The organism is Paenibacillus sp. SJS-P3 (assembly GCF_056711585.1).
This window is the reverse complement of sequence record NZ_CM160043.1, coordinates 3,402,599-3,426,652: the sequence shown is the minus strand read 5'-3', so window position 1 is coordinate 3,426,652 and position 24,054 is coordinate 3,402,599. Positions and strand designations below refer to the sequence as shown.

General features: G+C 38.2%; 19 protein-coding genes. 9 read left to right on the top strand and 10 right to left on the bottom strand.

The window, feature by feature from the left end; genetic code table 11:
* Positions 1–4: 4 nt before the first annotated feature.
* Together AC06G8_RS15765 and AC06G8_RS15760 are read left to right on the top strand one after the other, a co-directional pair.
* Entirely contained in the window at positions 5–652 is a 648-nt protein-coding gene (locus AC06G8_RS15765) for an ABC transporter permease (protein WP_268615888.1), read from the top strand.
* A gap of 162 nt (positions 653–814) precedes the next feature.
* On the top strand, positions 815–1,018 hold the full coding sequence (locus tag AC06G8_RS15760; RefSeq protein WP_268615886.1) for a hypothetical protein: 204 nt from the start codon (positions 815–817) through the stop codon (positions 1,016–1,018).
* 268 nt (positions 1,019–1,286) lie between these two features.
* On the opposite strand, the gene AC06G8_RS15755 is transcribed toward AC06G8_RS15760, so the two are convergent.
* From AC06G8_RS15755 to AC06G8_RS15735, 5 genes are all read right to left on the bottom strand, one after another.
* Entirely contained in the window at positions 1,287–1,547 is a 261-nt protein-coding gene (locus AC06G8_RS15755; RefSeq protein ID WP_412102619.1) for a hypothetical protein, read from the bottom strand.
* A gap of 65 nt (positions 1,548–1,612) precedes the next feature.
* On the bottom strand, positions 1,613–3,121 hold the full coding sequence (locus AC06G8_RS15750) for an ATP-binding protein (protein ID WP_326114299.1): 1,509 nt from the start codon (positions 3,119–3,121) through the stop codon (positions 1,613–1,615).
* Between the two features lie 501 nt (positions 3,122–3,622).
* On the bottom strand, positions 3,623–4,774 hold the full coding sequence (locus tag AC06G8_RS15745; protein ID WP_326114298.1) for a cation:proton antiporter: 1,152 nt from the start codon (positions 4,772–4,774) through the stop codon (positions 3,623–3,625).
* 214 nt (positions 4,775–4,988) lie between these two features.
* Entirely contained in the window at positions 4,989–5,267 is a 279-nt protein-coding gene (locus AC06G8_RS15740) for a hypothetical protein (protein ID WP_268618842.1), read from the bottom strand.
* A 23-nt stretch (positions 5,268–5,290) separates the two neighbouring features.
* Positions 5,291–6,571: an ArsB/NhaD family transporter gene (locus tag AC06G8_RS15735; protein ID WP_326114296.1), complete on the bottom strand. Its 1,281-nt coding sequence runs from the start codon at positions 6,569–6,571 to the stop codon at positions 5,291–5,293.
* A gap of 1,394 nt (positions 6,572–7,965) precedes the next feature.
* Between AC06G8_RS15735 and AC06G8_RS15730 the strand changes: the two genes are divergently transcribed.
* The gene (locus AC06G8_RS15730; protein WP_268618756.1) at positions 7,966–8,406 is read left to right on the top strand and encodes a ferritin-like domain-containing protein; all 441 of its coding nucleotides are present in this window, start codon (positions 7,966–7,968) and stop codon (positions 8,404–8,406) included.
* A 476-nt stretch (positions 8,407–8,882) separates the two neighbouring features.
* Here the strand turns inward: AC06G8_RS15730 and AC06G8_RS15725 are convergent, their stop codons facing one another.
* Both AC06G8_RS15725 and AC06G8_RS15720 read right to left on the bottom strand, forming a co-directional pair.
* The gene (locus tag AC06G8_RS15725) at positions 8,883–9,281 is read right to left on the bottom strand and encodes a hypothetical protein (protein WP_268618757.1); all 399 of its coding nucleotides are present in this window, start codon (positions 9,279–9,281) and stop codon (positions 8,883–8,885) included.
* A gap of 21 nt (positions 9,282–9,302) precedes the next feature.
* Positions 9,303–10,298 carry a DGQHR domain-containing protein gene (locus tag AC06G8_RS15720; protein WP_268618758.1) on the bottom strand — a complete coding sequence of 332 codons (996 nt, stop codon included), beginning with the start codon at positions 10,296–10,298 and terminating at the stop codon, positions 9,303–9,305.
* Positions 10,299–10,421: 123 nt separating this feature from the next.
* Here AC06G8_RS15720 and AC06G8_RS15715 point away from each other — a divergent pair, with 123 nt between their 5' ends.
* The 6 genes from AC06G8_RS15715 (at position 10,422) to AC06G8_RS15690 (ending at position 18,297) form a co-directional block, all read left to right on the top strand.
* Positions 10,422–10,769, top strand: a complete 348-nt coding sequence (locus AC06G8_RS15715) for a helix-turn-helix domain-containing protein (protein ID WP_480283302.1) — start codon at positions 10,422–10,424, stop codon at positions 10,767–10,769.
* Between the two features lie 37 nt (positions 10,770–10,806).
* Positions 10,807–11,037 carry a hypothetical protein gene (locus AC06G8_RS15710; RefSeq protein ID WP_268616214.1) on the top strand — a complete coding sequence of 77 codons (231 nt, stop codon included), beginning with the start codon at positions 10,807–10,809 and terminating at the stop codon, positions 11,035–11,037.
* 800 nt (positions 11,038–11,837) lie between these two features.
* Complete coding sequence (locus tag AC06G8_RS15705) at positions 11,838–13,349, top strand: hypothetical protein (protein WP_326114291.1); 1,512 nt, start codon at positions 11,838–11,840, stop codon at positions 13,347–13,349.
* Positions 13,350–13,353: 4 nt separating this feature from the next.
* A complete protein-coding gene (locus AC06G8_RS15700; RefSeq protein ID WP_268616212.1) occupies positions 13,354–13,869 on the top strand; it encodes a hypothetical protein in 516 nt (171 codons plus the stop codon).
* 11 nt (positions 13,870–13,880) lie between these two features.
* Complete coding sequence (locus AC06G8_RS15695) at positions 13,881–16,715, top strand: hypothetical protein (RefSeq protein ID WP_268616211.1); 2,835 nt, start codon at positions 13,881–13,883, stop codon at positions 16,713–16,715.
* 319 nt (positions 16,716–17,034) lie between these two features.
* Entirely contained in the window at positions 17,035–18,297 is a 1,263-nt protein-coding gene (locus AC06G8_RS15690) for a replication-associated recombination protein A (protein ID WP_268616209.1), read from the top strand.
* 222 nt (positions 18,298–18,519) lie between these two features.
* Here the strand turns inward: AC06G8_RS15690 and AC06G8_RS15685 are convergent, their stop codons facing one another.
* Genes AC06G8_RS15685 through AC06G8_RS15675 form a run of 3 tightly spaced genes read right to left on the bottom strand, consistent with a single transcriptional unit; the run spans position 18,520 to position 24,044 of the window.
* Positions 18,520–19,284 carry a hypothetical protein gene (locus tag AC06G8_RS15685; protein WP_268616208.1) on the bottom strand — a complete coding sequence of 255 codons (765 nt, stop codon included), beginning with the start codon at positions 19,282–19,284 and terminating at the stop codon, positions 18,520–18,522.
* A 24-nt stretch (positions 19,285–19,308) separates the two neighbouring features.
* On the bottom strand, positions 19,309–20,958 hold the full coding sequence (locus AC06G8_RS15680; protein ID WP_268616207.1) for a tyrosine-type recombinase/integrase: 1,650 nt from the start codon (positions 20,956–20,958) through the stop codon (positions 19,309–19,311).
* Positions 20,955–24,044, bottom strand: a complete 3,090-nt coding sequence (locus AC06G8_RS15675) for a hypothetical protein (protein WP_268616206.1) — start codon at positions 24,042–24,044, stop codon at positions 20,955–20,957. The genes AC06G8_RS15680 and AC06G8_RS15675 overlap by 4 nt, the downstream gene beginning before the upstream one ends.
* Positions 24,045–24,054 lie beyond the last annotated feature (10 nt).

The window sequence follows — 24,054 nt, the reverse complement described above, 5'->3', positions numbered from 1 at the left end:
TGAGATGGATTCGAGTCCGAACACATTGATGCAGTTGCTCGATTATGTACCCAATAATGCAGGCCATTTGTTGGAACTCACACTGCAGCACATTCTCATGGTGCTTTGCGGAATAGGTCTGGCTCTAGTGATTGGTATTCCACTGGGCATTATATGCGCCAGGCATAAAAATTGGGGTTCCTTCATCTTATCGACGGCAAACGTGATACAGGTATTCCCTAGTATAGCGCTTCTGGCAATCTTGATGATTATTTTTGGTTTAGGTTTTTATACGGTTGTCATTGGACTTTTTCTTTACTCTCTACTGCCCATTATTCGGAACACGTCTGTGGGGTTAAAGCAAGTTGACCCTAATGTGACCAATGCAGGAAGAGGAATGGGAATGAGCTCGATGCAGCTATTGTTGAAAGTTCAAATGCCTCTATCCATACCTTTTCTTTTAGCAGGTTTACGGGTAGCAGCAGTTATAGCTATTGGCGTAGCTACTATGGCTCCACTTATTGGCGGAGACGGACTAGGAAGAGAGATTTATTCAGGAATCAATTTGCGTAATCCGGTTCGGATTTATGCTGGAGCAATTCCAGCAGCTATGCTTGCCATTGCCGCCGATATTGGTTTAGGTGGTCTACAAAAAAAGCTTAAGATGTTTTAAGCAAGATAAAATACGGACAAAAAACGCTTATGGGTAATTATTTCTGTATAAAATTGTGAAGTGGTTACCCAGCTCAAAAGATGACCACTAAATGGATTGGATCAGGACTTATGATCTACATAGGGGCACCAAGTAAAGAAAATCTTTTTAAAAGGACGACAAATGAGTAAAGAAAAACATCCCAACGATGAAATATTGAAACGCATAAATTCTTTAAGTTCAATAGAAAAATTAGTGTTTGACACTATAACAAATGGAAAAGCTCATCCAGATGATATACAAGCAATAGCACGGATTTGCAAATTATCTGATTTACAAGCAGGTGTAGCCTTACAACTTTTAAAACACAAAAAATTGATTCTTTAAGAGTAATTGGAGGTAGAATAATATTGCGCTGTAAATCTTAGCAATATCGGATCAACGAACAAGTTGATGGTAGAGCGTTTCGTTCGGGATGATGGAATTAATGGGCAAGTACCCTTGCACGCCATCTTCTGCAACCATGAATGACCACAATCAAACTCCAAAACAAAGCGTCCATTCCTACCGGAATGGTCAAGACCCATTTTCGTGGACATCGGAAAAAAGCTATGCAGCAAGCTGGCGTCGATACTCTCAAACGGCGTCAGCCTGTTTAATCCCAACGGGATTCGCTCCTCGTGATAAAATCGTATAAATTCTGCAATTCGCCATTGTGCCTGTTCAGTAGAACGTATACATACGGATATAGCGCTTCCGCTTTAAGATACGAGAAGAAGCTCTCCATGGCGGCATTGTCTAAACAATTGCCCCGACGAGACATACTGATTTGGGCGCCAGCTGTAGGCAGCATGTCATGGTAAGCATAAGACGTGTACTGGAATCCTTGATCGCTGTGTATGATCAATCCAGTCACGTCTTTATGTGTTTCAAAAGGTTTTGCAAATGTGTCAAGCACAAGATGGTTGTCGTTTCTTAAACTCACGAGTCTGTTTTACAATTTTTTTGGTCAAGTAACGGATAAACGGGTAAACGCAGGGAAAAACGACTGCCTTCACCTTTCACACTGTGTAGAGTGAGGGTTCCGCCAAGAAGTCTTGCCAATTTCAGACTGATGGATAGACCAAGTCCAGTTCCCTCATACCTCCGTGTGAGTGCACTGTCCTCCTGATAAAACGCCTCAAAGATCAACTGCTGCTTATCTTGATCGATACCTACACCTGTATCGCAAACGGTGAAGACAACCCACTGGGTTGATACATTTTGTATGTTCTGCTGTACTAGACCATTTTGGGAGAAAGGCCAAAGGCTCATATTTGTATGTTTGTGTTCATGAGAAACCGCTAGCTCGGGTTGACTTGCCTCGATCGTCTGATCTATATGCACCAGCACCGAGATGCCTCCGTGCTCCGTAAATTTAACCGCATTCATCAGAAGGTTGCGCAGAATTTGGATGAGCCTGTTAGCGTCTGTTACAATGCTGGCACTTACGTTTGCTGCAATGTGGACTTCGAAACCTAGCCCTTTCTGTTCTGTCATCGTCTGGAATTGGTATTGCATCAATTGAATCATATCTTCGACAGAGACCAACTCCCACAAGATCTTCATTTTGCCGGTTTCCACGCTAGCAATATCCAGAATGTTATTGATCTTTTGGAGTAGCTCTTTACCTGAGGTATGAATGAAATCCGCATAACTTATTCTTTCCTCTCTTTGCTCAACATCTTCTTGGAGTAACTGCGACATGGCCATAATGCTGTTTAGCGGCGTTTTCAGTTCATGAGACATATTGGCTATGAAATCTGATTTGTATTTCGAGGACAGCTGCAGCTCTCTGGCTTTCTCACGAAGCTCCCGCGTTCGATGTCGCAGAATATGATTCATGCGTTTAAGTTTTTGAGTCCGCAGCTGCTCTTCATAGAAATCCCGCATAATGAAAACAAAGAATGAACCTACTAGAATGGCAGCAGGATAAGTGTGTGGCACAACTTTACTCAAATAAAGGTGGGTTGGAATAGCACCGAACATAGCGATACCAATCACCTGTAGCGTGTTGATTGAGAGGATGGACACGAGTGCTTTCTTTTTATAGCTCCATGCTTTTTTTCGATATATATTAACGAGCAATGCAGCGAGACAACCGAGAAGCATGATGTTAATTGAACCTGTAATAGCTTGCGGCGTGATGCCAGCGAATGTATACCGAGAAAGAGAAATTCCGGCACCGATTAACAACACTAGCCGTGGATCCCGAAAAAAAAGTGTTCCGAATATCAGCGGTACGGTACGCAGATCAAATAGAGTATATTCTTTTTCCGTCACGCCAAAAAACATGGTCAGCCAACCTGCAACAATAAAAATGCCAACCAATACGGCCTGCTTCACTTTCCAGCTTGAATTCTGAAATATATATTTAAAGCCCAAATTGAACAGATAGGCACTTGTAATGAGTATACTCAAACTCATAAGAAAACTTATGTAATAATTCATGTATATCGCCTCCAACTTACATTGTATATGATAAACAGGCGATCCTCTACCTGTATTGCGTAAAGTAAGCCTTCTCGTTCATAATCGATTCCTGTTATTTCTATATTCCTATATATACATGGCTTTATAATTGTTTACATTAAATTGATTTGGAAGTTAGAGAGGCTTCAATTTTTAGGACACATAGATCATTCGCGCGCGCATACAGTTTGCTATTTATGTTAGATCTTGATCGGGCTAGGTGTAACCGTGACATTAGCAGAGTTACAAAAGAAAAGGGAGTTGGTGGAACATTTTTTAAATATGGTAGTTCCGATAATTTTCTGTGCCATAAACAACGATGAACAACCACAATACAATCCGTCCCTTTCTGGAACGGATTGTATGATAAGTCGTTTAATTTTACCCGACATGTACACAAAAATGGGTTGTGAGCGTGTCTTAGAAAAAGATAGAACGATATTGTTAAGTTGTTTGTAACGAAATGGACTTTAAGTGCTGTTATGACGCGCGTTGCTTCACATTTTCTGGATTATTAAAAAACAACTTCATCATGGGAGGTGTCACTATCGTTGTTATTAAAATCACAACAATAATTACGGCAAACATGTTACTGCTTAGAAGATTAGCTTCCAAACCCATTGCAGCAATGATAAGAGCCACCTCGCCTCGGGACACCATGGCGGCACCTACACCTAACGAACTCCTCCAGTTAAAACCTGCTAATTTAGCGCCTATTGCCGAGCCAATGAGTTTAGTGAGTATAGCTAATATACTTAAACCTACAATGAGCCAAATATTTTGAGCGATACCAACAAACTCTGCGGTAACTCCAATCGATGTAAAGAATACAGGAACAAAAATGGAATAGCCTATCGTTTCAACTTTTTCAAATACTTCATGCTTGTATTTAGTTAAGCTGATTGCTACACCAGCAATGTAAGCTCCAATAATGGCCGCTACACCCGTATACTCCGCGAAATAAGCATACACGAAACAAATGATTAATGCGGCTGAAATCACAGCTTCCGTGACGCGAAGAGGGGCAAACTTTTTTAATACCCAAGGTACCACTTTCCAACCTAGAAGTATGGCAACGGCAAAAAACACAAACTTTTTCAAAATCACCATTCCTAAGTTTACATCACCACCTGCAAAGCTCATGACAAAAGCTAATGCAACAATGACAAGAATGTCGTCAATGACAGCGGCGCCTAGAATGGTCGTTCCTTCTCTAGACTTTAACTTACCCATTTCTTTAAGGGCTTGGACAGAAATACTAACGCTTGTGGCTGAAAGCAGCAATCCGAGGAATATAGACTCTAGTTGAGAAAGTCCTAATGTACTGCCTGTTAAAAAACCTAAAGCGAAAGGAACAATAATTCCAAGTACTCCTACATATGCCGATCCTTTCCCAGTGCGTTTGAATTCTTCCGTGTCGGTTTCTAGTCCAGCAATGAACATGAGGAGTATAACACCTATCTGACTTATTTCCTTAAGAATCTCGGTGCTGGTGACGAGTCCTAAAACACTTGGACCTAGAACGATACCTATAAGTAATTTACCAAGTACAGATGGCTGCCCGAGCCTAACACTAATATCCCCGGCAATTTTTGATGCAAGCAAAATAATGGCTAATTGAAAAATAAGCATAATTGTTCCACCCTTCAATATTTGTAGTATGAGCACTTTACAGAAGAACATACAAAAGGAACCTGTCATACCGTAGCTGCTAAGTGGACATAGCAAAGCTGTGGTGACAGGCTCCTCCTAAAAAACATTTTATTTAGTTAGTTATCTCTCTAGCCAAAGAGAGAATTCCACGGCTATACGAGCTTGGAATGCAAAACAAATAAGTTGGTAAATTTTAGTTCCAGTTAACACTGTTTACAAATCTATATTTAAATAAGCTAAGAATGAAATCAATATAGAAATCATGACGAACGATGATGCGATACTCATTATTCGGATGTACATAGAATAAAACATCCGTATAGATGCTATCCCTATCAAAGTGTTCGCGAACCTGTTTGATTGCAGGCAGATAACGATCGATGTCCTTGATCACAATCGTGAATTCAAAATCGTCGCCATTTCTCTGCTCCATTAAAGAAAAACCTTCCTGATCACATTGATATTTCAACAATTAAATTCCCCCTTAATGTAGGTTTAAATGAGATAACGCAAGTAAATGTAAATACTTGAGATAACAATCGAAAGAAGCATCAGGGGAAATCCGATTTTCAGAAATTTGATGAAAGAAATCGGATGACCCTCCTTTGCTGCCATTCCAGCAACGACTAGGTTGGCGCTGGCTCCAACTAAGGAGCCATTTCCTCCGAGGCATGCGCCGAGGGCTAAACTCCACCATAAAGTATCTAGATTTGCGACCCCCATATTTCCCATATCTTGAATCAATGGAATCATAGTGGCGACGAAAGGGATATTATCGACAAAAGCGGAAGCGATGGCGCTAAGCCATAGAATAAGCATAGCGGTAGCTACTTCATTTCCACCTGTGAGATCCACGGCTTGCCTTGCTAAATTTTCAATAACCCCTGTTTCAACAAGACCCGAGACGATAACAAACAGACCGATAAAAAAGAAAATAGTCGTCCACTCTACTCGGCTCAATGATTTTTCAAGGTAATGCTCCCCTGTTAAAAGTAAAAGTAAAAAGGCGCCGGTTAAAGCGACTGTGGCGGATTCTAAATGCAAAATTTGATGAATAAAGAAACCACCGATGGTAAGCGCGAGAATGCCTAAACATTTTTTAAGTAATCCCGTATCCGTAATTTCACTTTTCTCAACTGATTCCATTATTCCGGCTTTCAGCTCTTCAGTTGTTTGTAATTGTTTTCGATATAAGAACACAAAAATGATAATGGTTACAATTAAAATAAGCACACATATTAAAGTCAAATTGTTAATGAAGGCCATGAAAGTTAATTCCTTTACTGCGCTTCCAATCATAATATTTGGCGGATCACCAATCATTGTCATCGTACCTCCAATATTGGAAGCGATGATGAGGAGGATCAGATAAGGAAGAGGATTAACTCGCAATTGGCGAGTAATGCTGAATGCAACGGGAACCATCAATAATACGGTTGTTACATTATCCAACAATGCCGATCCAAACGCGGTGAGTAAGCCTAAATAAATCAGAATTCGAATGGGGTCTCCCTTTGCCTTTTTTGCGGCCCAGATAGCCAAAAATTTAAACAACCCGGTTTCAGACGTAATCGAGACAATGATCATCATTCCAATTAAAAGTCCTAAAGTATTGAAATCGATATGGTGAATGGCTGTTTCTTGGTCGACGATGCCAAAAATAAGCATGGTGATGCCACCCAACATGGCTACAATGGTGCGATGAATCTTTTCCGAGGTGATAAGCGCATAACTAATTAAAAAAATTCCTATTGCTATGATTGCCTGATACTCCATTGCTGCCTCCCAAAAATAATTTTATGAATAAACTATTACTCTGTTTCATTCCTCTTCCTTTCTTTACGACTTGTGATATAAGCCACAATAATGGAAGGAGTTAATAATGAAAGAACCAATCCAGTCCACCCCTTTGCTGAGGCACTTTCGGTTGTGGAAAGTTCTATCATATAGTTTAAAACAAATCCCATATAAACAAGCGATAAACACGAGATTATTAAAAATTTAACAATATAATTCAATTTCACCACTCTCCCTTTTCACACTGTTTTAGCAGTAAACGTCAGTTTGTTGATTCTAAAAAAGACAAAAAGGAGCCTGCTTTGGCAGGCTCCTCCGGGTCACACATTATTTTATTATTAAGTAAAGTATATCTTGTTGGTCCTTCTCTGTAAATAGGGCGTTAATGGGTCGGCGTACAAAAAAACGATCATTTTGGCCGATTATGCTAGTGGGGTACCGGGATCTAACGTTCAAAATTACCGTTGAATCTCCGCTGTTTAAATCGGACCTGAAGCTGGGCGACACTTTTGGGTCCTTCACATATCAGTGAAGCCTTTGCAGCGGATCTCGAGGAGTTGGCACGGAAGCATATCGCGATTGGGTTCATTCTTACCCTTAGAGAGAAACTGGATAAGAATATTGAACGCTTTGAGTTATACCGGAATGACCCGAAATATAGCACCAAAATAAAACGGAAAATTAAAGAACTGGCTAGTCCTTTTCACCGATTGCACGCAGCCTTACACGAATATCGTCTACACTCGTCTAACCGAGAGGAATGCTAAAGTCCTATACGTAAACGGTGGAACCCATGCTCTCCAGATCATGGTATTTAGTAGAGGTAATCAATTTGATCCAGCGGTATTAGACCACTCTTTACAAATGATAGGAGCAGGAAAAATGCAACGATACCGTAGCAGGGAAACTATACGAAATCAAAAACCGCAGTGCTGTATAGGCGACTGCGGTTTATTTAATGGGAATATCGAGGATAAAGGGCTGTATCATTTTACGACATTTTCTCTGTCGATCGGGCTTTCCTTTTTCAAGAAAAGCTTGATCCTTGATTTTCCCCTTTAGTTATATCAAGACCGATGACTGGATTGTTTCCGTATCACCTTCCCAAAATTCTATTTGCAAGTAGCCCCTAGTCGTTCTTGCCGTGTCATAGCTTTGATTGTTATACGAGATCGTTGTCTTAACCAACCTCAAACATGTTTCTTCAAGTACGGGGGGAACCGTTTAGCGCACGGGATCACGATCCCACGGGCAGTTTTGTTAAGAATGCGTTGGCATTTTTGGTTTTTTTTATCGTTTCCCTCTAGGACAATATGCCTTAAGCCTAATTGCCGCATAAATTAGGATTAAGTTTGTGAAAGGGGAATGTTCAAATGTATGACAATCACTATTATATTCGTTCTTCCGCTGACTCTGCTTTAATTACTGACATTGCAAAAGCAATCAATGGTCAATATAGTGCCGCCGCTTGCTACGAGCAATTGGCAAAGATGGCTCCCCATGAAGAAGAAAGAAATCAGATTCTTGAAATTCGAAAAGATGAAATTCGGCATTTTCAAGTATTTTCACAAATTTACACCTCTTTAAGTGGTAGACAACCAACACCTCAATTAGGGGAACAATGTCCTTCAGACTACTATACAGGACTTAACTTTGCTTTTAAGGACGAACAAGAAACGGTTGATTTTTACTTAGATATTGCAGAAAAATGGAATCACCCGTTTATTAAAGAACAATTCAGACGTGCGTCAGCTGATGAGCAAAATCACGCTGTATGGTTTCTGTACTTTTTAACGCAACGGAAGTTGAAATAGCTTGTTCTGTTTAATCCCTGTACGAAAAAAATGAATTCAAAATGCCTGTTCTTCTAACGGGTACGATAGCAAAAATGGTTGCTTTGGCAGTCGTTTTTTATTTGCTACGCTAGGCGTGGTGGTGCGAATCGATCCGCATTGCTGGCCTATTTTGCCTGAAAAGCCGAACAACATGTTGTGGCCAAAGAGCCCGAAGTAGTTTATTTCCGAATATGAACGGTTCTAACGGTCGCTTGCTTTTTTGTTTGCCAAAGGCTATGACGGCCAGTAATAAATAGAGAATGGCATGACTAATGTCAGGGTCTTTTGTTTAGTTGATTAAAATTAAAGCTCCCCAAATTTTAAAACCGTCCCAGATTATTCGAGGTTAATCCTAGAATAGCAAGTATACATAAGAGCGATACACTACTTACTAGAGAGAATCCTTATGTTTTCCCACCCACATAGGGTGGGAAGTCATCATAAATAGGGATCATTCACTGTCTAAAATAAATCGAGTCTTCCCCTGTTTGAAGTAGAAATGGCAATATATCTAGTGGTTGATCCTGATTTGAAATTTTGAACAGAGTTGATATTTTGTTTTCACTGGAAGTTTCATTATAACTTATTCCTACCGCCCAATGGCGCAAGTTGTCCTGTTTTATATCTATAGAGAGAGTTTTAGAAAGTTGTTCTATATATTCGATTTCTGCCGGATCCATAAAGAGTTGATTTTCTGCTAAGTTGAGCTTATAGACATAAAACTCGCTGTCGTGTTTAAAAACGAGATAACAACTTTCTGTTTCAAAGATTATTCTTTCAAAAGAGTAGCAATCACGTTCACCTTTTTCACTTAGCAAGATAATCGATTTTACATTATAAACTTTAGGAAGCATGTGAGATGACCCCCTATAGAATTATTCGGGCAACATTTGAGCTGTTAAATCAGCTGCCAATGTTTTCGAGCCACTTAAACCCTTGAGATACTTTAACCTTCCAGACACTGACCAATCAAACTTTTTGATCCTCTTAACAGCTTTTTCTATTGCTGCATAATCAATGTTTTTTTTATCTTCCGATACAAACCTTCCGAGTAATTCGCTACCCGCGATGGATAAAGCATTGACACATACGATATGAGTAAGCCGATACTCCTTATAGTCCATCCACTCTTGACTAAAGGTTTCTTTTACCGAGTTAAAATATATCAAAGATAAAAGGAGTTTTTCATCTTTTGATAAGGCAGCGATGTGTGGCTGGTTCGTGAATAATTCGATGCTTCGATAAAGATTCTGCAATGTGACATGTCTCCCGGTATTTCGTTTACCTGTAATTGTCCCAATATTATGAAAAGGGCTATCATTACGTATGATAAGTTCTGTTGCTATCCAACTGAGAACATCCGAGTTTCTACGTAGATAACGGCTAAGGGAAAGACCGATTCCTTTCGCCTTTGTATTAATCGTATCAAACAAATGAATTTCTTCATCTTCATCTAGGTAATGGAATGCTAAGAATGGGACGGAAATTTCGGCATTAGTTTCTTGGGAGTATCTCTTTATACCTCCAAGACGATGCTGTCCATCCATTAATGGAGCCTTCTCTTTGCACAGAAGTCTGCCATAACTCGGTCGCTGTTTATCGTACGATACAAACTCCCACTTAGATTCTGCGTTTAGGAGGATTGGCGTGAACAAAGCATTCTCTCCTTTGGATAAGTACAGAGCAAAATCGTTACAGCGTTTCGTATCTACCGGCCTCTGGTAACCTTTCCCTGAGGCCAGATCGTATGGTTTGACATAGGTAAGCTGAAGGGCGACATTGGAACTAACGTGACCTAAATAAGCCACTTTACCCCGCATTTTATATTGCAGCACATTTTCAATGGCATGTTGATTAGGCAATGTATGCATAATTCATCTCCTTGTGGGAATGTATAAATTAATAATATGTGTTATAATACATAAAATCAAATGGAATAATGTAGTATAATACTATTTATTTATCCCTTGGACTTGCCTACTCTGATAAGAGAGGTGGTCCTATTGTCAAAATTCTATAAACAGGTTGGACAAAACATAAAATTCTATAGAAAATTCAGAAATTACACGCAAGAAGAGTTAGCTCAAATGAACGATTTAGATCAGCCATATTTATCAAGAATTGAAAGAGGAGAAATAAATTTATCCTTAGATACAATTGAGAAAATTGCCAATTCACTGAAGGTACAACCGAATCATTTTTTTGAAAGGCAAGAAAAATCGGAATCGGAACGGACCTATCTTGAAAAGATAAATCTAATGCTGGACGGCAAAAATTCTAAAGAGTTAAGACACATACAAAGAATTATCAACGAGATACTGCTTTTGAAAGAAAGTGATTAATCGACTTACATTGTGATAATTTTTTGGAGTCGGAAAGATGGTGGTCATTTTAGAGGTATATGGGTTATTTGGAAAATGTGGTACTGGAAAAAGTCATAGATCCGTGGAAGTTATGAAAAGTATAAAGGCCGATGCGCTCATAGATGATGGGATTTTAATCATTGATAAGGTACAAGTAGCTGGAATTTCAGCTAAAAACGAGCGGTTAATTTTCGCAGCTACAAAAAGAGCTATATTTCATTGCCTGAGCATCGTAATGAAGTACTAAATTATATTCAAAATAAGCGAAAAATTCGCACTTCACAAAAGATGATTCAATTAATTGTTGATCGATTAGCTTTACCTGCAGAAACTGTTTATTGGATACCAATGAGAGCGTTCAATCACTTGAGGAATTAAAAAGGGCAAGGAATCTGCGTGAAAAAGGATACCATATTATTCCAGTCGATGCTAACTATATTGAGAGGACATATAGAGGTTACCATGAACCGTTAATTATACGACATGATCTACGGACGGAAGAAATCACACAAATCAGATTGGAAAGAGGCCACGTTTTAAAGTAAGAACTTGTTTAGAAGTAACCAGGGAATCTAAGTCACTTTAACAAAGGTTGCAATCAGACTTTCGGAGCAAATGTGCGAGGATATAGTTAGGATCAGTGTCGTGAGTATGAAGGATTACCGTACAACATAAATCATTAAAACTTAATGTGGATAGAAGCCGGTGAAAGGATACCGGCTTTATTTTTTTGCTCGTCTTGTTACATCAATATAGTGCTATGATCTATTAACGTAAAACGGTTATTCATTAACAACCAGAGGGGCGATTGTTTAAACTCACCAACGAATCTGTTTAAGTTGACCTTGGTTAATCTAAATATAGAACCAAATTGTATCTAATTGAGCATTTATCGTGCTCTTTTACATTTCGATGATCGACTAATTTCGATAAAATGCAGGAACTTATTTCCTGAAATAGAAGTTATAAAGATGGAATGTCGAATTGCGCTAACAGTTGCGTTGAATAAAAGATCGCTAACGCGAATTAAACAAAGGAAGTGGGATAATGGGTTCAACTGATGTAAAACATTCAATTGCCGGTTTTTATTATCAGGTTATGTTAGCCTGTAAGGAACTCGCACTCTTGTTAAACACATCAACATCAGATGAAAGTTATGTGGCTGTTGAATATGGGGCCGATGTTAGGATATATGATCATGTAGATATCCGAATGGAAGCCAAATTTTATAATGACAACACATTTACAAGGTATAAAGAGGCAATTACTCATAGCATGTATAATTTCTTTGTTTCATTCAAGGGAGCTGCCACTAATGTACGATATCGATTTAAATGTAACGTGCCGGTGAACAAAAGAGATTTACCATTTTTCACCGAATGGATGACATCCACTGGTATTGCTGAGAAAGTCAAATACATAAAAGAGTGCTTCGTTTACGAATCAATTGAAAAAGAACCTATTGTAGAAGGCGAATACAAAAGCTTCCGAACGTATATTGATTCCATGTATCCTAAAAAGAAACGACCGCGTTATAAACAAGCACTAATTAAACATTTAGCTGCCCAGTCGGATCCTGCAGAGTATATTAAGTATATCCTCCCAAGTTTAATCTTCGATGACCCTGATTTAGAAAGATTTATTAAACAAATTGATTTTGATTTTCCCGCAGCCAAGGTATCAAAGTATGAGTCCATTGCGAATTTAAAAAGTGCAATAGATCTGGAACTAACAAAATTTAACGGAAGTCTGACTGCTGAACAAAGGAATAAAATAATGCTTCTTGTCCTCGAAGCGTTCCTTGACTCAACGGTCACAGTTGGATCTAATGTGAGAACTATAACAGTTGCTGATTGTAAAGCAATTGTCGCAAATCATGAAACACAGTCATTGAGGCATTTGAATAAGGCAGAGTATCAAGAGTTGATCCAAGAAATAGAGCAAGAACTTTCTGATTATGAATACATATTAAGAAAGAACGAATACAACGAGTATGTCGATGACATCATGTCTATCCTGATTGGCCTAAAGGAACAACTTCATTCAGAAATGGATCACTATGGTTCCGATAAGGTACTGAGACGTTTTGTAATGTCGAGACGATCGTATCCTATTGAGGTTATGCGGTTATTTCAATCTATAACTGAAATGATGGTGAAGACGAACCGACACGATGAATCAGCAAGCGTAGTTGATGGTGAGCATCTTAATAACATGCAGATTGGTGAAAAATTACATTTCTCTCTTCGTGCTCTTCCAGCGGCTAGATCAGCCCGATCTGATGCTAGCCTACTTATGAATAATTTTATTGACCATACTCAAGAAAATTTTGAAATATCGAAGGCAGCCGGAGGAGAAACCATTATTTTTGATACTGAAAACGATATATGCCAATTACCACTAGATGAGATCAATAATACGGTAATTGACATTTTTAAAGTTAAGGACAATAAACAGCACCAAGAGTTTTATAAATCCTTTCGCTACAGATGTACAAAATGCTTAAAGTTATCTTTTATTGGTAAGTGTCCGTTTCTTCAAGAGTTAAAGGGGGAATAGCGTTTTGGAGCAATTAGCAAAATTATTGGAACTCAGCGATATTCATATGTTCGAAGAACTAAATGATACATTGGTATGTAATTTAAATCAGGATAAGGTGCTGATAATAAAAAAAATTACAGCACTCGACGAGGTTCAAGAACTGGTTTACACACTTCCTCGTCTTAAAGAAAAATTGCGCGAAAATATTATCAATACTCAAAATACTGCGGAGGTTGAAGACATACATCTTTCGAAGTTTTTATGGGATATGTATGTAATTGGCTTACATCAGATTGAGTACGAGGAAGACCGATTCAATGAAGTGGCTGTCGCTAGATTTCAGAGGAATCGATTTGTAGCTAGGAAAATCATCATTGAGTATATGGATAATGACGAACTGAAGACCCAATTTGATCAGCTAGTGCTACCTGAAAGATCATTAAACAAACTTTTGGCGGCATATGTAAATAAAGAATCTGAGTATCAGTCGCAAGAAATCGATCAACTACTTTTACAAATAGATGAGATCATAAGGTAGGTGAAAGGTCAGTGTATCTAAGAGAAGTAAAAATTAAAAATTTTCGGGGTTATGGTGAAAATCCCCATCGTTCTGATCGTTATTATATCTTTGATCAACTCAATAAACCTCTCGTTGTGTTTCATGGCTTTAATGGTCATGGTAAGACATCATTCTTTGAAGCGATTGAATGGTGTTTGACCGATACAGTTTCACGATTAGAGAGACTATATAAAGCAGAACACGGCGGTGCATACACAGCAAATGATTTAAATCGAAGTCATTATTTAAAATTCTCGCCGAAAGTTTCAAATCAACGAGGACGCCCTGCTGAGGCTCGTGAGGTCATTGTTGAACTCTTATTTGACAATGGGACTAAAGTAATCAGAAGAAGTTATAGTCGGGTGTTGCCGATTAGTGATAGTTCGGACTATAATTCTAGCCTTGAATTCATCGAAGAAGGTAAAGAGCCAAGGAACATTGACAATAATGAGCTATTAGAATACTTCGCACCAAGATCAAATGATCGTGATAGCTTTATCCGGGCGCATGTGTTGGCGCAGGAAGGTATCACTGATTTCGTAAGGAAAACATCTCCTGACGAACGAAAATCTTTGTTTATGCGTTATTTACAACAAGAGGGTCTTTCTGACCATATTGGACGCTTGCGACTGTACCTGAATGGGGGTAATGTTTTAAGCAGGAAAAAAACAGAGTACGAAGGAAAGAAAGCGGAACTGATCACGCAACAGCAGCAGATTAATGGGTTTTTACATAATATTGGCTACGCTGATTTTGAAAGTTACAAGAGTCAGTTTAGTGTGTCGTTTGGCCAACTATTACCATTGATGAAACGAGAATCCCGTTTTGCAAATGTCTCTATACATTTAATTATCCATGATGGCGTAATTGAGGCATCAGATTATTCGAGGTTGCTTCAAAGTGCTGCACAAGTATACGAAAGGGCTGTCACTGAAAAGGGTAAATTACAAGCAAGGTATGCAGAACTCCAGACAATAAGAGCTCATGTAAATTTCCTACAGTTGCTAAATCAAGCAGAACAATGGATTAGACAAGCTAACCATGCTCTTTTGTTAAAAGATGGGGACATTGAGCAACTTCAACAGACAACAGAGGAAATAGAAAAAGAGAAACAGAGTGTCGAACAGTCAAAAAAAACAGCAGCAGATCAACTTAGTATGATTATTGGTTTTGAACATTTATTCGAGTCATTGTCAGATCAAATTGATAAAGTCAATAAAAATATAAATCTGGATGTGTGGAAGGCGATTAGAGACGATTTCGATCGAGTACAACTTTTTGCAAAAGAGTTTCAGGAGATCATCGAACGAGAAAGATTATCTATCCCAGCTTATGATCAAGAGAAATTATCGTTTTGGCAAACACGTTTTCTTTCACTTAGCGGGGACCGTGAACAATTAGCTGAGAAACTCAGAAGTACTAAAGAAAAGAAAAATAGCCTCTCGTCTTTAAATAGTGAGTATAAACAGATATTAGATCAAGTTAGAACGTATATCCAAAAACACACCGACACTATTTCCTCTTGTCCGGTATGCTTGAATCAAGATTTTACGTCACAACGTTATAGCAATGACTTTGGAGTACAAGCCGACGGTAATATACCTTCCAACATAACATCTATAATAGATAAAACCGTCTCGAATGGAGATAAGGTGCTCGAGGCGTTGTCTGCTGAAGAAACTCAACTGAATAGCGAAATTGTTGTAGTGATTAGTTCAGTTGCTACAGAAGTTATTGAACCACTAATTAGTTGGTTGCAGTCTGTGCGAGTACAGTTTTCGGGCTGTTTTCTTCAAATAAAAAGCATTATGGAGCGGCAACAAAGGGAATTACGAATATTAGAGAGCCAACTGATTCAAAGGGATAGAAACGCTCAACAGATTTGGGAACGGCTAAGAGAATCGACAAGAGTCTTATTTGGCGATGGAGTTGAACTGAAAAATATTAATGTGAAATCATTGGATGATTTGTTGGCAAGTAAAAATCAATGGTTCGTAGCGAATTTAAAAGAAATCGGCTTTGACTCCGAGCCTAGTTTAGAAGAAATAACAAGTAAGATATTAATCATACGAAATGAAAAAGAAGTCGCAGATTATTTTCCAAATAACGTAGTTCAATTAGATAAGAATCAAATTTCGAACAAACGGACCTTCTTAATGATCGAACTGTTAATCAAACGACTTGATGAATTATTGAAACTTAGGGTGCCTAGTGAATATAATGAGTTTTTCTCACGTTATGAGCAGCTTGACGCTGAAATCAGAGAGCATGAAGAAAAAATAAATCTAATTAATACATATCAACAGCAAGTGCGGCTTAAACATTCAGAACTTGTCGCTAAGCAGAATCAAATCCTGGGTGATCAATTACATGGACATCCTGTAATTGCTTGGGTATATAGTGCTATAAATCCACACACTCAATATAAAGACTTAAAGGTGATTGTTGACCATCAAGGTACCCATTTCACAAGTCAGGAAATTCAAAATAACTTGTATTTAGACCAAATATTTAGTCAGGCACAATTAAATATATTGGCTTTAAGCACCTTTATAGGAATTGGTTTAACTCAACAGTATAGCAGTTTAGACCAATTATTCTTTGACGACCCAATACAAAGTATGGATGATGTAAATGTTTTAGCATTTATTGACGTACTCAGAGCGATATTGAATGCAGAATTAAACAAAAAACGGTTAATTATTTCAACTCATGACGACAATTTCGCTGAGTTGTTAGCGGTTAAAATGAGAAACAAAAATATATCGCAGTATTTCATTGAAGGTTACGGGCCAGAAGGACCTATTGTTAGAAAACATGATTAAATCAGAGCGAATTTAAATGTGGTTGCTAACAGACTTGCCGTAAACGTTGAGGTGGTGTAACGACGGGTCGACTTCACAGCGAGTCAAGAAAAAGAGTTATCAAGGCTTTTACGCGGATTGTCAAAACACAAACAGCAGGTGCTAGCCAGGTACTAGTAGCTATTCGCAAGTTGGCCGAGACGCCTTAATTGCACACCATATTGAGTTTCAAATAAACAAATGATGTTTAGAGAAGTCTGATTTGCGGGACTCCCCTTTGGGGTCCTTTTTACTTTTATAAATTTTGTGATACATTTAAAAAATCAAGAGAAGAAACTAGGTGAACCGTTTGGATTTATTCGATTACAATCAACCTAATACACATAAACCGCTTGCCGAACGTATGCGCCCACGTGCCTTGGACGAATTCTTTGGACAGAAGCATTTAGTTGGGGAAGGCAGGGTATTGCGCCGGTTAATCGAGCAAGATAAGGTCACTTCAATGATTTTACAAGGTCCGCCTTCATCGGGTAAAACAACACTTGCCACGATTATCAGCAACATGACCAAATCGCATTTCGAAAAGCTGAATGGAGTTTCTATGACGATTGCGGAGCTTCGTGAAGTCGTCCATAGAGCCAAAGAAAACTTGAGTTTGTTCCAGCAGCGAACAATCTTATTCCTAGACGAGATACACGCCTTAAAGAGCAACGTTCAGGAAGCTTTGCTCCCAATAGTGGAAGACGGGACAATAACGCTCATAGGGGCCACTACAGAGAGCGTGGCGCATGATATTATCCCGCCGCTAGTATCCCGATGCCGGATTTATCGTTTGGAGGCTTTAAAAAAAGAGGATTTGGAAGCCATTATCCGCTCCGCCCTTTCGGATTCCGAACGTGGACTTGGTGGGAAATATAAAATCACACCGGAAGCATCAGAATACCTGGGTGACGTTTCAAATGGTGACGTGCGTAATGCACTGATTGCTTTGGAGACAGCTGCATATTCAATTTACAACACCAATACCATTGATTTGAAAACCATTCAGGAAGCGTACGAATCTCGTATCAATGCCATAACGACCACCGACTTTTATGACCTGACTTCGGCTTTTATCAAGTCCATGCGGGGTTCACAAACGGATGCTGCGATATATTGGCTTGCAAGGCTTCTGGATAGCGGTGTAGACCCGATGTACATTGCACGAAGGGTGGTTGTTCATTCGGCAGAAGACGTGGGCATGGCAAATCCTCACGCCTTACAAATGGCTATCGCGGCAAAACAAGCCGTTGAATTTCTGGGGCTTCCTGAAGGACGTATTCCCCTTGCAGAAGCCGTGATTTATATCTGCGAAAGTCCAAAGTCCAATAGTGCTTACAAAGCTATAGGAAGGGCGTTAGACGCTGTTAAGAGCCTTCGGAACTTTCCAGTACCGGAAAACATCCGGGATAGCTCAAAGAGCTATATAAACCCCATAGACAAGCCGAACTCTCGTATGCAATATCTTCCTCCTGAAATGGAAGGATTTAAGTTCTATGAACCACAAAATAGTGGAACCGAGAGCAAGATATATGTGAAGCACCAAGAACGAAATCATAAGTAACTCCACGGAAGATCCATTCAGTAATCAATGGATCTTCTACTTTTATAAATTAACAATGCCGTTTTCATTTTCAGGACAAATTGCAGGCTTATAATTGACTCCGTGAAAGAATTGTTATTTCATGTGAAAAGGGATTCAGGATTCTCCCGCTACGCGGACAACAGTAGTTTCTTGATGGCCAGCAAACGAGCTGGTGAGCGTGTAATGTCATCGACACGTTTTTTACTCTTGACGTTCCTCTTGTTGCTTTCTTCTCTCTTTCCATTTGGTTAGTGCCGCAGACTCTTTTGTCCTCAATGGTGTACTCTCGTCCTCTTTTTTTGAATAAGGGAAAAGGGACTCCAAATTGTTCAAATTCGTCATAGCATGTTTATTTCGATCATTTGCGTGAATTGAAATTTGATTGACTAAACCGTACTTTATTCGGAATTCTGAAATATAGCTGAGTTGTGCCATTTCAAGTGTGAATTTCTCATAAGAATTAATCGTTTCTTGGAGCTCCTTGATCCTATTCTTTAATTGCGATAATTCATCTTCTAATTCACTTACTTTTGACTTATGTTGTTGTTCTCTAGATAAGCTTTCATGTAGCATAACCTCAATTGGCTGTAAATGCTCCAATAGTTTATTTATATTGTGATGATATTTCATAGTGAGATCCGTGATATTCGGAATCTCAATATCCAGAGGTACTTCCTTGAGTAATGCTGATGGTATAGGTTCGTTCGCTTGTTCAATGTATTTCTTGCCATAGCTCCCCCAAACATCCTTACTAAATGCCAGGGGGTATTTTTCTGGGTTTTCCTTGTGCATTCGCTCACTGAATCGCACCATGTGGGAAATCCGCAGTAAACCTGAAAAAGGATGAAGCTTCTTATATTCGTAGACTAATTCTTTGAGTTGTATCTCAGTTTCCTCGTTTTTATATTTGGTGGGTCTGCCCATTCTGGGCTTGGGAGGAATAATATCTATATTTTCATTAGTCACAGCAAATCGCGCCCCTAAAACTTATTATATTTGATTTAAATATGACTGTAACCTCGCTAGATCAATAATATCTCCATTCAATAATTTAGACTCCTTGGTAAGCAGCTCCTGCTCGTAGGGGGCATGAGTGTTTTTTTGGAAGTCGTACTCCATGTCTTTTCTTATTCTTTCCATGCTCTCAAGTCTCACTTTAATTTGCTGTTTCTTTAATTCAGTAATATCTCTCAATTTTTCTTCATTTGCATACAATTCCTCTAATGAAATCCACCACTTCTTACAAAATTGACAATATTCGGATTCGCAATCTTTATTACGGTCCGTACAATAGCCTATTTCCATTTCGTCTAAAAAATCGAAATTGCTTCTATCTCGAAGAGCATTGGTTTTCGCTTGCTCCAATTCAATATTAGAGACGATTTCATTGAACTCAGAGTACTTTTGTAACTGGATCGTTCTAGTAAGGTGAAATATTTTTGATTCTGTAAAATAGTCCATATGTTGTTGATAATGATACTGCGATTCCACATTACGATGGCCTCCTAATCTGGCAATCGTTAAGGCATTCATCCCTTGTAACATTAAATTGCAGAATGCAAAATGACGGGTGTCATTTGGGGTTATACGATCCAAATTGTAGATGTCGTATTTCTTTTCAATGATTTCTGTGTAAAATTTTTCTAGAATATTGTTTAAGTTGCTATAGAAAAAGGAGAGAGGATCCCTCTTTAAAAACCATGTATTCGTCCGTAAATATGCTTTGGTCGCGTTATAATGTAGTAAAGTTTTCGATTCCCCATATCCTTCTGTTAAAGACATATATTCTTGGACAAGTTTATAAATGTTTTCGCTAATAGCAACGGAATCGATGACCTCCACATTTCGCAATGTACCTTTTTGTTTCTTTCTAGGCAGTTTCATAAAGAAGCTTCCGTTCTTAGCAAAAAGACATTGTCGCGGGATATCACAAAACTCCGATGGACGCAGAGGTATTACATTGGTAATTTTCCACCATAATAAAATTGGAAAATATGTGCACTTTTCCTCATAAGACCAGGTTTTTGAGAAGTATTCCAGAATCAACTGAAATTTTAATACATCAGAGTAATTGGGGAGAGTTCTTACGTTATGTGGTGATTTAAATCTACCGCGCACCATGCGTAATTCATTTATATATTCTTCTTTGTTCGGAAGATTACTGTAGTCGAGGAAGTTAAGGCATATATTGAAAATATCATCCTTTGTAGGATCACTTTCATAGTTTGTAAGGTGCTCAATCAAAAGCTCGACGTTTGCATGGTCAAAACTGTTGGATACGGTAAGAGCTTGTTTAAGGCAGAAAACATTCCTTTGAACGGTTTTAGGCTCCACTACAAGTAGTCTTTCTGCAGCCCAGCATTTTACTTGTCTCCAAACTGATAATGGAATTGAATAAGGAGGGGGTGTTTCCTCGTTATTCAAAGTGAAGTAGATTCGAGTGTTGTAATTTTCATTAGGTGACTTTAACTTCCATATTTCACTCTCAAATTTGCCCTCAATAAGAATATTGTCGTCATGTAACTTTCTGAGTATTTCCTTGGCTTCAAGTATACTTTTCGTACCCTTATATAAGGCGTCGGAAATCTCACCTATTTCTCCACTATACTGGTTATGTTTCTGTAAGGACGAAGGGATCAAAGACAGGACACCTCCTCAATGGTGTTTAATTGTTCTTCAATGAAATTTTCTCCACCTGGTATGAAAGACCAAACAAAAGCTTCATCGAACTCGTCCAATGCTTGAAGCAGTAAATCCATTGAGCGTTGAAGTAGTACATATTCCCTTTGTTTGGCTCCTGTTTTACTCATGGAATGGTATTTTTCCACTCTATATCGAATGTCATTAGAAAGAGCTGTAAGAGCATAAATGTTTGGTATTGCATATGGACAAGAATTACATTTGTATTCCGCACTAGGTCGGTGACACTTTGGATGTGAGAAGCATTGGATGTGCTCCATTTTGCTTGGTAGTCCACCTAAATAGATCTTCCGAATATATTCAAAAGCCTCCTCCTTCGTAAATTGATGGATTTGCATAATTATCGTTTTTTTATCAAGTTCCATTGTGTCAAGAAAATCCGAAAATGACTCAACTTGGTGTGGGAGAAAACGTTGTTTGAGTTTTACTATCGCATTTGTTCGTTCTTGTAATGAACGTGAAGGTTTATCTACATCTAAGACATCAAGTAATTGATCAAAGATATATCCAAATTCACCACGGTCAAATAAATTTTTTGACACTTCGGACAGCTTTTCTTCATCGTTTAAGATGTATTCTTTTGTAATATCCGTAACATGATTACGGAGTTTCTGCACTAATTCAAAGGCGGAATTTCCTTTCCCTTCACGTAACTGAATGGAATAGAACAAATGAGTCATTAACGAGCGGTTCATTTTAAGACTGCTGAACTTCAATTGCCCGTTATAAAAAGACTCATCTTGTTCAAAAAACTTAGCCAATGCACTTTCGGGAACACGATTGTTCTTCGAGTCAAAGTCAATTAAATACTCACGATTCGTTTTTCTGCGGTAGAACTCACAAATAACCATAGCAGTTGAAATTGGCAATACTAAATCCTTATTGCAAAAAAAATGTCTTTTCATACCTGTCTTGCTGATGATTAGCTCGAAGTTGAAAAGTTGGTTAATAATTGTCTGTCCTTGAGGCAGGGTAAGCTGGTTGTTCAAAAACCAGTTCATGTTGTTTATGCCAATCGCTTCAGGAAAAATCGGTGGTGTTGCCATTACATCACTGTGTCTCCAGGCATTACTTAAATGCATTAGGACGTATAGCCATGTGGAAGCGTATCTTGCGCTTGCTATTGCGTTCACACGATGCAGTGCTATATCAGTAGCGTACTTATAAAGTGAGATAAATTGTTCAAAATCGTAAAGTTCTTTTTGATTGTCTCTGCGAATTTCTTTTGGCTTTTCAATTTCCTTCAATTCGATTTTACATAAGTGGGTGTTTTTAGTGTGCTTCACAAACTCATACATATTTTTTTTGATAGAAAAACGTGAGTCAGACTGCATTAAGACTTTGAATTCATTCGTTGTTAGCTGAAAAATCTCCTTTTTAGGCATCAAATCAAACAGCGTATGAACAAAAATAATAAGTTCCTTTGCCATGGCCTCTTTAGTTGAAGGACTTGCTTTGGACAATGTTAGTTTTTTTGCAGCAAATTGCATGACTAAAATTTTGGTTTTCGCATGGCAAGGTTCACAAGAGTACTCCGAAATATGATATTTTAAATAGTCGGTAGGGGTACTGAATACGAGTTCGGCTCCATTAACTTGATTTAGTTTTTCGTTTAGCCTGTGATACTTTGTTTTCTCATGATACTCGTGGACACTTTCCTTTTCAAATAATAATCGGCTGCCTCCGGCAAAACTTCTAGCTATATAAGGACAAGGTATATAATTTATTTGTTTGCAAATATGTTCACTGATTGAAGCCACTCCCAAAATGTCCAATACTTCGGAAGTTGTGTAATACAGATTGCGATAGTTCTCGATTTCAAGTTTGATACGATTCACTTCAGTTTCAGGTATATATTTTTTGCCATGTCCGTAACCTTCTGACATGTTGAAGATTTGGTGATAATATAGTTTAATCGTTTTTCTTCTAGGAATTCCTAGAATGTCTAGTGCTTCATGAATACGATACGATTTAACACGATACTTTGATAATGACGAATTATGAATATAGGTCAGGCCTTTAATTCTTAGAAAAAACCATCCGTCATGCTTCAGTCTGTGGTCATATTGATGTTTTTTCCAATTTAGTTCCTTCATCAGGGCTTTGGATTCTGTAAAGTCATTTTTAAGTGTATTTAAAAATCGATCAAGTGAATCCTTCGTGACCCATAAACTGCTACCTTTAATTTTATAATCACTGAATTCTTTTAGCTCTAAGAAGCCGTGTTCTTGAAGTGAATACAATAATTTCAAACCTGTAACACTTTTTTCGTCACTATATCCAAAATATTTTAGTAACGCTTGACGAGCTGAAACATAGTTTTGATTAATTTTATTCTCGAACTCGCAATATTTCGCCAATGAGATTGAAGTAATCAATTCACGTTGTTCTTCTGTTATAACTTGAAGTAAACCTGACTCAATTAGTTGATTTACCTTTTTGGCAGACCAGTTTTTGGTTTGCATGATGGTATGCTTTGTATATAACCTGTTTTTTGCTGCTTGCAATTCGTAGAGCGCGTGTTGAATGTTAATTTCGTCTCTTTTTAAATATAATGTATGCCTTATTTTAATAGTTGTAATTTTATCAATTCTTATCTTCAAGTAAAGTTCAGCTTCGGTTAAATTGTATTGATTTTGTACAAATTCGAACGTTATAAAATCGTGTTCAAGTTTTTTGAATAGTTCATGCACTGATTTTTTGGAGACCCATTTTATAAAACTGTTGATCGGATAATCTAAAGATAAGGTGTCTATATATCCTGTACTTTCCAATTTTTGTATTATGTTGGTATTGAGACTTGTATACCCCAGCATATTTAGCAATTCTAAGTTAGGGATGTAGTTTTCCAAGATAAACGTTTCAGATTGATGATATTGCTCTACCGATTCAGTTGTTATTCTTATTCCCCTATCAGTTGTGGTAATAATGTTAAGATGACCCAATCTAATCAATTTGTTTATTTTTTCATTGGACCAATTATAGTTTTTGCATATGTCTTGCTTACTTAGGTAGAATGTCTCCATGTATGGCTAA

Coding starts and splice junctions, on each gene's coding strand:
- AC06G8_RS15765 (WP_268615888.1), top strand. CDS start 5: ATGGATTCGAGTCCGAACACATTGATGCAGTTGCTCGATTATGTACCC.
- AC06G8_RS15760 (WP_268615886.1), top strand. CDS start 815: ATGAGTAAAGAAAAACATCCCAACGATGAAATATTGAAACGCATAAAT.
- AC06G8_RS15750 (WP_326114299.1), bottom strand. CDS start 3,121: ATGAATTATTACATAAGTTTTCTTATGAGTTTGAGTATACTCATTACA.
- AC06G8_RS15745 (WP_326114298.1), bottom strand. CDS start 4,774: ATGCTTATTTTTCAATTAGCCATTATTTTGCTTGCATCAAAAATTGCC.
- AC06G8_RS15735 (WP_326114296.1), bottom strand. CDS start 6,571: ATGGAGTATCAGGCAATCATAGCAATAGGAATTTTTTTAATTAGTTAT.
- AC06G8_RS15730 (WP_268618756.1), top strand. CDS start 7,966: ATGTATGACAATCACTATTATATTCGTTCTTCCGCTGACTCTGCTTTA.
- AC06G8_RS15725 (WP_268618757.1), bottom strand. CDS start 9,281: ATGCTTCCTAAAGTTTATAATGTAAAATCGATTATCTTGCTAAGTGAA.
- AC06G8_RS15720 (WP_268618758.1), bottom strand. CDS start 10,298: ATGCATACATTGCCTAATCAACATGCCATTGAAAATGTGCTGCAATAT.
- AC06G8_RS15710 (WP_268616214.1), top strand. CDS start 10,807: ATGGTGGTCATTTTAGAGGTATATGGGTTATTTGGAAAATGTGGTACT.
- AC06G8_RS15705 (WP_326114291.1), top strand. CDS start 11,838: ATGGGTTCAACTGATGTAAAACATTCAATTGCCGGTTTTTATTATCAG.
- AC06G8_RS15675 (WP_268616206.1), bottom strand. CDS start 24,044: ATGGAGACATTCTACCTAAGTAAGCAAGACATATGCAAAAACTATAAT.